The organism is Rhodococcus sp. PML026 (assembly GCF_000963615.1).
Taxonomy (GTDB): domain Bacteria; phylum Actinomycetota; class Actinomycetes; order Mycobacteriales; family Mycobacteriaceae; genus Rhodococcoides; species Rhodococcoides fascians.
Window position 1 is genome coordinate 6,624 of record NZ_KQ031374.1, and the last position, 10,358, is coordinate 16,981.

At 64.3% G+C, this 10,358-nt stretch carries 10 protein-coding genes and 2 pseudogenes; 10 read left to right on the plus strand and 2 right to left on the minus strand.

The features are described 5' to 3' along the window. The first annotated feature begins 46 nt into the window (after positions 1-46). From VF34_RS15555 to VF34_RS15575, 4 genes are all read left to right on the plus strand, one after another. Positions 47-457, plus strand: coding sequence for a rhodanese-like domain-containing protein (locus VF34_RS15555; RefSeq protein WP_045841738.1), 411 nt, complete (start codon positions 47-49; stop codon positions 455-457). A gap of 410 nt (positions 458-867) precedes the next feature. After that, positions 868-1,656 carry a GntR family transcriptional regulator gene (locus VF34_RS15565; protein WP_008720425.1) on the plus strand — a complete coding sequence of 263 codons (789 nt, stop codon included), beginning with the start codon at positions 868-870 and terminating at the stop codon, positions 1,654-1,656. Between the two features lie 28 nt (positions 1,657-1,684). Continuing rightward, positions 1,685-2,023, plus strand: a complete 339-nt coding sequence (locus VF34_RS15570) for a rhodanese-like domain-containing protein (protein ID WP_008720426.1) — start codon at positions 1,685-1,687, stop codon at positions 2,021-2,023. A 1-nt stretch (position 2,024) separates the two neighbouring features. Then, positions 2,025-2,867, plus strand: coding sequence for a sulfite exporter TauE/SafE family protein (locus VF34_RS15575; RefSeq protein WP_008720427.1), 843 nt, complete (start codon positions 2,025-2,027; stop codon positions 2,865-2,867). 84 nt (positions 2,868-2,951) lie between these two features. Here VF34_RS15575 and VF34_RS25610 read toward each other — a convergent pair whose 3' ends face one another. Next, a complete protein-coding gene (locus VF34_RS25610) occupies positions 2,952-3,503 on the minus strand; it encodes a hypothetical protein (protein WP_008720428.1) in 552 nt (183 codons plus the stop codon). Between the two features lie 106 nt (positions 3,504-3,609). Between VF34_RS25610 and VF34_RS15585 the strand changes: the two genes are divergently transcribed. The 6 genes and pseudogenes from VF34_RS15585 to resB all read left to right on the plus strand — a co-directional run bounded on the left by VF34_RS15585 (position 3,610) and on the right by resB (position 9,366). Next, a complete protein-coding gene (locus tag VF34_RS15585) occupies positions 3,610-4,974 on the plus strand; it encodes an IS256 family transposase (protein ID WP_032373346.1) in 1,365 nt (454 codons plus the stop codon). Positions 4,975-5,197: 223 nt separating this feature from the next. After that, positions 5,198-5,362: a hypothetical protein gene (locus VF34_RS25015; protein ID WP_155288693.1), complete on the plus strand. Its 165-nt coding sequence runs from the start codon at positions 5,198-5,200 to the stop codon at positions 5,360-5,362. 158 nt (positions 5,363-5,520) lie between these two features. Continuing rightward, positions 5,521-5,843: pseudogene (locus VF34_RS24720) on the plus strand (heavy metal translocating P-type ATPase); the annotation flags it as partial. 360 nt (positions 5,844-6,203) lie between these two features. After that, positions 6,204-6,671, plus strand: a complete 468-nt coding sequence (locus tag VF34_RS15600) for an Rv2732c family membrane protein (protein WP_051048272.1) — start codon at positions 6,204-6,206, stop codon at positions 6,669-6,671. Positions 6,672-6,689: 18 nt separating this feature from the next. Beyond that, a pseudogene (gene lnt, locus VF34_RS15605) lies at positions 6,690-7,865 on the plus strand (apolipoprotein N-acyltransferase); the annotation flags it as partial. Positions 7,866-7,899: 34 nt separating this feature from the next. After that, positions 7,900-9,366: a cytochrome c biogenesis protein ResB gene (resB, locus tag VF34_RS15610; protein WP_082079215.1), complete on the plus strand. Its 1,467-nt coding sequence runs from the start codon at positions 7,900-7,902 to the stop codon at positions 9,364-9,366. A gap of 106 nt (positions 9,367-9,472) precedes the next feature. On the opposite strand, the gene VF34_RS15615 is transcribed toward resB, so the two are convergent. Further along, positions 9,473-10,138 carry a peroxiredoxin gene (locus VF34_RS15615; protein WP_008720432.1) on the minus strand — a complete coding sequence of 222 codons (666 nt, stop codon included), beginning with the start codon at positions 10,136-10,138 and terminating at the stop codon, positions 9,473-9,475. Positions 10,139-10,358 lie beyond the last annotated feature (220 nt).

A 10,358-nucleotide genomic window follows, 5' to 3' on the forward strand; every position in this document is an offset into this window, starting at 1 on the left:
CTGTCTCTTATACACATCTAGATGTGTATAAGAGACAGCTCCACTGGTGGTGCTTGCCGAGGACCGCGCCGTCGCCGACGAGCTACGTGATCACCTGCTGCGGGTCGGCATCGATACGGTGACCGGGTACGTCACAAGTCTACGAGGATTTCCCATGACGACACCCGAGACGATCGGTGCGGACGAGCTGGATTCGTTCGACTCGGCAATGGTGCTGGACGTGCGCAACAAAACCGAACACGCCGACGGCCACATACCTGGCTCCGAACAGCTCAGCGGTGGGCGATTGCTGTGGAACCTCGACGGACTGCCCACGGGCGGTCCGATCGTGACCTACTGCCAGAGCGGCGTCCGTAACGCGGTCGCAGCCAGCGCCCTGCGTCGCGCCGGCTACCGAGTTGTCGAACTCGAGGGCAGCTACGCCGCCTGGTCCGCACGCAACCTCGAAACAGTCTGATCGAACACGCCCGAATCGGAGGCGGTCGTGCAGTCCGCCCCCGGTTTGGTCCTGTGCTCGCCCTGTCGGCTCGCTGCGCCACCGACGGTGAGCAGACCCCAGACCGAGCAGGACCCCGGGCGACACTCCTGATCCGGCACCGACTGGCCTGACCCGGGACCGACTGGGAGGCGACGTGATGCCGCGTCGCTACGCGGACGGATTCACCAGGTTCGGCGCGATCTCCACCAGGCGCTCGTTCGTGCTCGGCGAGACTTTGTCGATGCGAAGGTCGTCTTGTTGCGTGTCGACCTGCGCAGAGCATCTCCCGTCCGTACGGATGTACGTACATTTGTTGTACAGTGGCCCCGAGGGCCAGCAGTCGGCGGCTCGAATTCGGATTCCGACACAGATCGACAGGAGGGCCTTTGATGGTTGAACCCGATCGCAGTGCCGCGCTCGACCGCTCCAGTGCGATGCCGCTGTGGGCGCAACTGCATGCTGATCTGGTCCGCCGAATCGGTGACGACGAATTCGCCGGCTCCGAGTTCCCGGGCGAGCATGCGTTGACGACGAGCTACGGGGTGAGCCGTCACACCACCCGCGAGGCCCTGCGGCACCTGCGGAACGAAGGAATCTTGATTGCAGAGCGTGGCCGGCCTTCTCGGTTGGCGGCTCCGCCGGTGATCGAGCAGCCACTCGGTGCGCTCTACAGTCTCTTCGCTGCGGTGGAAGCCACGGGTGTTGCTCAGCACAGCGTGGTGCGTGTACTCGAACTGCGGACCGACCCCGCGGTGGCCGCTACCCTGCGGGTCGGTCCCAAGGCGCCGCTGCTCTACCTAGAGCGCATCCGTATGGCAGGGACCATGCCGTTGGCGCTCGACCGTGCCTGGTTGCCGGGGGATCTGGCACGCGACCTCCTGGATGCGGACTTCACTCACACGGCTCTCTACATCGAGCTCGAGAAGCGTTGCGGCATCCGCCTGACCGGTGGCCGCGAGGACGTCACTGCCGTCGTCCCGGATCCGGAGGATGCGGCAGCACTCGAACTCGATTCGAAGACCTCCGCGCTGTCGATCCGCCGTTCGGGTTGCATGAATTCCCGGCCGGTGGAGTTGCGGCACACAGTGATTCGAGGAGATCGGTTCACCGTCTCGGCCACGTTCTCACCGAGCGACGGCTATCGCTTCGTGCCGGCCACGCCGCTGCACGCCCTGTAAGCACCCACTGATCCAAGGAGCGTTCTTCATGACTGGAGCACCACCGGAAGCCGATCCGGCCGCCGCACACGCTTTGATCGCCGAATCGGGAGCCATCCTGATCGATGTCCGCGAGGACGACGAATGGGCAGCCGGCCACGCCCCGGACGCCGTCCATGTACGCCTCGGCGATCTCGATCCTGCTGCCTATCCTCCCGAGCAGAAATTGGTCGTGGTGTGCCGCTCGGGCGCTCGGTCGAGCAAAGCTGTCGCGGCCCTCACCGATGCCGATCGCACGGCGCACAATCTGTCGGGCGGTATGATGGCGTGGCACGAAGACGGCCGCCCTGTGGTCCGTGATGACGGCACGCCCGGCTCAGTAATTTGACATGGTCGCCATCCTCGCGATCGCAGTCGCCGCAGGGATTCTCATCGGGCTTTCCCTCGGCGCGCTCGGTGGTGGGGGATCGATACTGACTGTTCCTGCTCTGGTGTACCTCCTGGCGGTTGAACCGCAATCGGCAACGAGCGCCTCGCTGATCATTGTCGGAATCACCTCGATCATCGCGGCCATCAGCCATGCGCGAGCACGGCACGTTCGGTGGCGGGCAGCGGCAGTGTTCGGACTTCTGGGCGCGGGCACCGCCTTCGGTGGGTCGATCCTCAACCGATCGGTCGACCCGCAGATTTTGCTGCTCGCATTCGCGGCTCTGATGATCGTCGCCGCCGGTGCGATGCTGCGCCGCACCCGGCGAGGACACGATGCCGACCTACCGACGCCGAACCCGGTCGAGACCGCGGAAACACGGTCGAGCGCCGTCGCGGTCGCCGCCAAGCCCACGAAAGTGAAGATCACTACTTCGCAGGTGGTCAAGCTGGTCGCCTCCGCGCTCGTCGTCGGCTGCCTCACCGGGTTTCTGGGAGTGGGCGGCGGATTCCTCATCGTCCCCGCCCTGGTTCTGGCACTGGGCTATTCGATGCCCGTCGCGGTCGGAACGTCACTGGTGATCATCTCCATCACCAGCGCGGGAGCCTTCACCGAACGCCTCGGCACGGGTGCCACCATCCCGTGGGAGATCGTCGTACCGTTCACTTTCGCGGCAATTACAGGCTCGTTCGCAGGAAAAGTCATCAGCGACAGAGTTTCTGCCACCACACTCACCCGTAGCTTCGCAGCCCTGTTATTCGTCGTAGCCGTCTACGTCACCGTCCAGGCATCCATGGCCCTGTAACGCACATCGTTGTGCATCACAGAGCCTATTTCTGCGCATGCAAATGCGTGACGTGTGTGGTCTCGGGACATACCTAACTGATCGTCACCGGGACATCGTTAACGGTCTCGGGGTCGGGTGGGCGTTGAAGTTTCGGATCGGTTTGGTGGTGGTTCCGGCGTGCAGTGAGAGTTTTGTGGGGCCGTCGAGAACTCGGAAATGGTGATCCTCGACGACCACGGTGAGGATGGTTCCGGCGTGTGTGCGGCCGACGGGCAATCTCTGGCCGTCGACCATGACGACACCGTCTATCGGCACTTTCCGGTGCACGCGTTGGGGGCCCGAGGGCGGCGGGAGGAGCGTCGTTGCTCGACGCACGCGGGTCAGTTGGCGGTTATCGTTGCTGATCAACGGATTCGGCAAGGTCTTGATCACATGGTTACCGGCGATGGCGTGGATGAGACCGCCCTCGATTCTGAGGGTGATGCGGGTTCCGGCGGTGTCCGGACCCAATGCGAGCTGATGGCCGAGCAGGGTGATCAGTCCATCGCGGGTGGCGGTGCGATCGACCTCGATCGGTGCCGCAGTGCGCAAGCGGGCACTCGGATCGAACGCGGGCAGTGCCGGCGCAGTCTGCCCTGCACGTGCGCCGCGCATGGTCAACCGGTCGAGGTCGGCGCTCGTCAGCTGGGAGGCACACCGTGGGGCGTGTCAGATGGTTTGTGTAAGAACGGACTGACACGGATGGAGCATCATCGTGACCATGACTGTGGACGGCAATCATGCAGATGACACGAACGATCGGGCTGAGCTCAGCGCCTTCGACGCCTTGAAGGCCTCGGGTGCCCTCGACGAGGTGATGGCCAAGATCGACACGGGCCAGCTGCAGATCACCGGGCAGGGCGGGTTCCTGCAGGAGATGGTCAAGGCGGTTCTCGAGCGCGGACTGCAGACCGAACTCACCGAGCACCTCGGATACGACAAGGGCGACCTTGCCGGCCGTCTACTTCCCAACGCTCGCAACGGTTTCAGCAGCAAGACCGTGTCGAGCGAAGTCGGCGATGTGCCGTTGGCAATCCCCCGCGACCGCGACGGCACGTTCGTTCCAACCCTGGTCCCGCGTGGTGCGCGCAGGATCGGTGGGCTCGATGACATGATCGTCGCGCTCTACGCCGGCGGCATGCCAGTGCGCGACATCGAGCATCATCTTGCCTCGACCATCGGTACCGAAATTTCCCGCGAGACCATTTCCAAGATTACCGACTCGGTCCTCGAGGAAGTCCTCGAATGGCAGCGCCGGCCACTCGATCCGATCTATCCGATCCTCTATCTCGATGCGATCGTGGTCAAAATCAGGTCCGGTCAGCAGGTCACCAACAGGGCTGCGCACATCGCCGTCGGTGTCGACCTCGACGGCATCAAACACGTGTTGGGGATCTGGGTTCAAGAACACGAAGGGGCGAAGTTCTGGGCCGGGATCTGCGCTGAGCTGGCAAATCGTGGCGTCAGAGACGTCCTGATCGCCTGCACGGACGGCCTCACTGGATTCGGCGACGCCATCGAAGCGACGTGGCCGCACACCGTCGTGCAGACGTGCACCGTCCACCTGATCCGCGCGTCGATGCGGTTCGTGGCCTACGGCGACCGCAAAGCGGTGGCGTCGTCGCTCCGGTCGATCTACACCGCACCCACCGTCGATGCGGCCCAAGCTGCACTCGACGACTTCAAATCCTCGCAGTGGGGTGTCAAGTATCCGACAGCGGTGCGGACGTGGGAGAGCGCGTGGGAGCGGTTCATCCCGTTCCTGGCTTTCCCACCGGCGCTCCGGAAGATCATCTACACCACCAATGCCATCGAATCGCTCAACTATCAACTTCGCAAGATCATCAAAAACCGCGGACACTTCCCCAATGATCAAGCGGCAGTGAAGCTTCTGTGGCTCGCGATCTGCAGCATCGAGGACAAGCGCGCCCGGGAGAGAGACCGCCTGAGCAAAGATCGACTCGCACCCCGCACCGGCAGGGAGGTCAACAGACTGATCGAAGGATCTCTGACGACCGGTTGGAAACAAGCGCTCGGCGCGCTCGTGATCAACTATCCGGACAGACTCGACCCTTATCTCACCTGAAAGCAAATTCGCTCACAGATAACTTGACAAGCTCCAACCGTGGTGACCACCAAACCGTCGATCACGGCGTGGATGCTGGCGAGGTCGGCCCACAGGGTTACCATGCGTCCGGCGAACCCCTTCCCGATCCACACTTGCTGTGCACCGACCAGATCGACGACGCCCGCCGCCGGTATGCGTAGGTCGATCTCGTAACCGCCGGCCATCCCTGATCGCGCCGAATATGGTTGTACGACAACAGACGCGGCAGACGCGGCAGGGGCGGCCGGCGTCGCACTTCGATACCGTCTGGGTCCCCGCAGAATACCACTTCGCGCTCCGTGACGGCCGCGGAGTCGGATTCACCTACATCGAGGGTGACATCGTCCGCGGAACCTCACGTCTGTGACCACCCGCCCCCGTGCCTGACCGCACCGGGGTACCCGCCCCACCGCACCGACTGGAAGGAACGCCCCTCGTCTACGACCGATCTCGACGAGCGCCCGTGGACCCGGCCGTGGGTTCCCATTCCGGGCACCGCGACGAAGTCCTCGACAGGCGGAAGCTGGCATCAACGACGGGCCGGCGTTGGCGAGCGCGGATCTCGGTTTGGCGATCGGCGCGGGCACCGATGTCGCCATCGGTCCGGGGACATCATAGTCGTCCGCGACGACCTCGGCGATGTGGTCGATTCGTTGGGGCTGGCCAAGGCCATACTGGCGACCATCAAGGGAAACATGGTGTGGGCGTTCGGGTACAACATCGCTGCCATCCGCATAGCGGCCGCAGGTCTGCTCAACCCGCTCCTCGCGGGCGCTGCCATGGCGTTCTCGTCGTTCTTCGTCGTATCGAACAGCCTCCGGCTGCGTCGGTACCCCGCTACATCCTGACGACCCGGGAGGGATACCTCGGCGAACAGTGAACTGGTGTCGCCGCGTCAGCGAACGTGAAGTGATCGCGCTGTGCGTGGCCGCGCCGCACGACCGGCCCGGCCACGCACTCCTGCGCAGCACGCCCGGTCAGCCACCGGGCGGATTCGTACCGACGTCATCGCCGCGGTACCTACAGTCAGTCGCATCCGCGGGTGCCGAAGTTCCCGCGTCGATCCGGGAACTTTCTCCGCCCGCGGTGCGACTGGTGGTCGACCGGTCATGAGCTGCGCCGACACAGGACGCGGCCGACGGATGCGGCCGATACCGCAGTTCACGGGAGGGTTCGAAGTGCACGACGATCTTCGCCACTATCGGCCCATGTTCGAGGCCATCGAACGACGAGTGCTGGCGACGGTAGAGATGGCTGCCCACGAGCGCCTGCGTGCGGCTACAGTGATCGCCGTAGCAGGGCTGGGTCTGTGCCTGGGCCAGTCGGGCGAGGCAACGGGCTGGGCAACATTGCTCAACAATGCAGCGGCGCAGGCGGAATCGACCAGCATCGTCGCTGTCATTGCCGCCCATGCCGGTGTGATCTTCTGTCTGATCTGCTCAGCCGCCGCACTCCATACCCGAATGATCCATCTGATCGTTCTCGCCGCCGCAGGATGCGCCAGCACTTCGGTCCTGGCGATGTTGTCCATCTGGACACGCCAGTCCGCTCACGACAGTTCAACTCTCGCCGGCCCCGGCCCTGGCGCGCTGATCGGGCTGCTCACCGCCGTGGTTCTCACCGGGCTGTGGACACGACTGGCCCTTCGCCCGGAGCGTCGCGTCTTCACGTACTGATCGAGCCACCATTCCGCCGAACCGACAGAAGGATCGATCCCGTTCGGCGGCTTCCCTTGGGGCCGCATCGCATTCGGTCAATCCGACGGGCCGCTGCTGCCTCTGGCTGCGGTGATCGGCGCGCCGGGGTTGTCGTTCGTCGTGGTGCTGATCGGGTCCGCTCTGGCCGGCGTCGTTGCCTCCGGTCGCATCACCCGCAGAACTGCAGCAGCGTCGTGCATCGGTGTGGCCACTGCTGTAGGGGCGCTCACGGTGGTGGCTCCACTGTTCGCTCCGCCGCAGCAGGACACGGTCACCGTCGCCTTGGTGCAAGGCAACGTCCCGCGTCTCGGTCTCGACTTCAACGCCCAACGACGCGCGGTTCTCGACAACCATGTTCAGCGCACCATCGAGCTCGCCGCCGACATCGACTCCGGCCGCGTACGCGCACCCGACCTGGTCATCTGGCCGGAGAACTCCTCCGACATCGATCCCCTGCGCAACCCCGACGCCGCCGCACGTATCGACGCCGCGGCCCGCGCCGTCGGAGTCCCCGTACTCGTCGGCACGGTTCTCCGCCGAGACGACGGCACCACGAGCAACACCTCGATCGTGTGGGATCCCGTCACCGGGCCCGGGCAGAGGCACGACAAGCGGCAACTGGTGCCGTTCGGGGAGTACCTGCCGATGCGCACGATCGTCACCGCACTCTCTCCCTATGCCGCCCAGGCAGGAAACTTCACCCCGGGCCAGGGCAACGGCGTCCTCGACCTCGCCGGAGTGCACGTCGCGGTGGCCACCTGCTACGAGGTCGCCTTCGACTCGTTGCTCACCGACTCCGTGCGCGCCGGTGCCCAGCTGATCGCAGTGCCCACCAACAACGCCACTTTCGGTCGGACGAACATGACCTATCAACAACTCGCCATGTCGCGGGTACGAGCGGTCGAACACGGGCGCAGCGTCGTCGTGTCGGCCACCAGCGGCGTCAGCGCCGTCATCGATGCACGCGGGGAGGTCGTCGAGCGCACGGAGCTGTTCACCCCCGCAGCTGTCGTCACCGAGGTGTCACTGAGCACCACCCTCACCCCGGCGACGATCACCGGCAGCGTTCCGGAATGGATTGCCGCCACCGGCGCTGGTGCAGCACTGGCGTTCTCGCTGCTGCGCCGACCACGCTCCATCACACCGAACCCCGCAAACTACTATGTCGCGTAGTATTTAGATGGTGGTCGGTGAAGGGCGTGCGGAGATGACGATCGACGAACACCCCCGTGCGCACTCGCCGGGACTGGTGCGCAGAACAGTGGCGATGCTGCGCAACCGGTGGCGACAACTGACGTCGATGCGGACAGCGTTGGTGCTGCTGTTCCTCCTCGCCGCCGCAGCTGTCCCCGGCGCTTTGCTGCCGCAGCGCAATCTCAATACCCAGGCCGTCGATTCTTTCATTGCCGCGCGTCCGGTTCTCGGGCCGGTGATGGACACGCTGGAATTGTTCGACGTGTTCGCGAGTTCCTGGTTCACCGCGATCTACGTCCTGTTGTTCGTGTCGCTGATCGGCTGTCTGACTCCCCGGTTGATCGAGCACGGCAAAGCTCTTCGCGCACAACCTGTTCGAGTACCGCGAAACCTCACTCGACTACCGTTGCATCATTCGGGCACCCTCGCCGGTGACCCCGAGAAGGTGATCGCCGACATCGCGCGGCACTTGAAAGGGTGGCGTACCGCCGTTCGACCCGAGCCCGATGGGGCACTGACTCTCTCGGCGGAGAAGGGCTACACCCGCGAGGCCGGGAACCTGCTGTTTCACTTCTCGCTGATCGGTCTGCTCGCGGCCATCGCGATCGGCAAACTGTTCGGCTACGAAGGCTCGGTCATCGTCATCGCCGACAACGGGCCCGGTTTCTGCAACACCTCGCCCGCGATCTACGACTCCTTTCGCGCCGGCAACAGCACCGACGGCACCGGACTCGAGCCGTTCTGTATCCGGGTCAGAGATTTCACCGCCGACTACCTCGAGAACGGTCAGGCCGAGATGTTCACCTCGAACATCTCCTACCAGAGCGCCGACGACATCGCCGCCGACACCTGGCGCGACTATCAACTCAAAGTCAACGAACCCCTCCGGCTCGGCGACGAACGCATCTACCTCACCGGACACGGCTACGCCCCCGAGTTCACCGTCACCTTCCCCGACGGCCAGACCCGCACCGAAGCGCTGCAGTTCCGCCCCGACGACGCCACCACGTTCCTCAGCAGCGGCGCGCTGCGATTCGACCCACCCGGGGGGACCTACGCCACCGCCGAGGAGCGCCGCCGAGGGCAGATCGCCATCGAAGGACTCTTCGCGCCCACCGCGCAATTCAACGGCAACCTGCTCTCCTCCCGCTTCCCGGAACTGGTCGATCCCGCGGTGGCAGTGGACATCTACAAAGGCGACACCGGTCTCGACACCGGCATCCCGCAGTCGATCTTCTCCCTGGACCAGGAGATGATCAACCAGGGCCGGCTGGTCAAGCAGGACCGGGTCAACCTGCGGCCCGGAGAATCGACGACCCTCTCCGACGGCACCGTCGTCCGGTTCGACGGTGCCAAGGAATTCGCGAACCTCCAGGTCGGATACGACCCCGCGCAGCGGTGGGTGCTCGTGTTCGCGGTCACGATGATGACCGGACTACTGGTGTCCCTGGTGATATTCGGCCCACCGCGACCCCTATGAGAACGAGCACCGTCAGCAATCTCGACCGACACCTCCGACCGCCAAGTGGCTCGAACCAGGTCTCCGTCAGATCCAGGACGGTTCAGCATGCCCGTGGGCGTCGCCCTCAGCCTTGGGTGGGGTCGGCAACGATGCGCAAGTAGGGGCGAGGGGCAGTCCAGCCATCCGGATAGATCTTTTTAGCATCCTCGTCGCTGACCGAGCCGGCAATGATCACGTCGCCACCTCTATTCCACTGGGCGGGGGTGGCCACCTTGTGCGCGGCAGTGAGTTGTAGCGAGTCGATTACACGCAGCACCTCGTCGAAGTTGCGGCCGGTGGTCATCGGGTAAATGAGCACCAACTTGATCGTCTTATCGGGGCCGATGACGAAGACATTGCGCAGCGTCGCCATCTCGGCCGGAGTGTGACTGGTCGGGTCGCCGGCGATTTCGGCGGGTAGCATCCCGTAGGCCTTCGAAATGGTGTAGTCGTTGTCGGAAATCATCGGATAGTTGGGCGCGGTACCTTGTGTTTCGGCGATGTCGTCGGCCCATGCGACGTGGTTGTCGAGTGGGTCGACTGACAACCCGATGATCTTGGTGTTGCGTTGGTCGAATTCGGGTTTGATCGTGGCCATGTAACCGAGTTCGGTCGTGCACACCGGGGTGAAATCGCGGGGGTGGGAGAACAGAACTGCCCAGCTTTCACCGATCCACTCGTGGAAGTTGATCGGACCCTGGGTGGTTTGGGCGTGGAAATCGGGGGCGGTGTCGCCAATGGTGAGTGTCATCAGTGGTTGTCCTTCCGGTGCGGTGGTGCGGTGGTGCCGACGATAGCGGTCGAGTCTTAAGTGAACCTGAGGTCGGCGGCGACGCGGTCTTCCGTATACCCCTACCGGTATAGCCCATCAATGGGCGACTACGACAGGTCACGGGTGGCCCCGACCCCTCGGTGCAACGATGACTGACCCGGCCTCTCCAGCCCATGGGCCGCGACATCCGCACCGAGGC

Excerpts from the sequence above, each read along its gene's own strand:
- VF34_RS15575 (WP_008720427.1), top strand. The coding sequence starts at position 2,025 with ATGGTCGCCATCCTCGCGATCGCAGTCGCCGCAGGGATTCTCATCGGG.
- VF34_RS15565 (WP_008720425.1), top strand. The coding sequence starts at position 868 with ATGGTTGAACCCGATCGCAGTGCCGCGCTCGACCGCTCCAGTGCGATG.
- VF34_RS15615 (WP_008720432.1), bottom strand. The coding sequence starts at position 10,138 with ATGACACTCACCATTGGCGACACCGCCCCCGATTTCCACGCCCAAACC.
- VF34_RS25610 (WP_008720428.1), bottom strand. The coding sequence starts at position 3,503 with ATGCGCGGCGCACGTGCAGGGCAGACTGCGCCGGCACTGCCCGCGTTC.
- VF34_RS15585 (WP_032373346.1), top strand. The coding sequence starts at position 3,610 with ATGACTGTGGACGGCAATCATGCAGATGACACGAACGATCGGGCTGAG.
- resB (WP_082079215.1), top strand. The coding sequence starts at position 7,900 with ATGACGATCGACGAACACCCCCGTGCGCACTCGCCGGGACTGGTGCGC.
- VF34_RS15600 (WP_051048272.1), top strand. The coding sequence starts at position 6,204 with ATGTTCGAGGCCATCGAACGACGAGTGCTGGCGACGGTAGAGATGGCT.
- VF34_RS25015 (WP_155288693.1), top strand. The coding sequence starts at position 5,198 with ATGGTTGTACGACAACAGACGCGGCAGACGCGGCAGGGGCGGCCGGCG.
- VF34_RS15570 (WP_008720426.1), top strand. The coding sequence starts at position 1,685 with ATGACTGGAGCACCACCGGAAGCCGATCCGGCCGCCGCACACGCTTTG.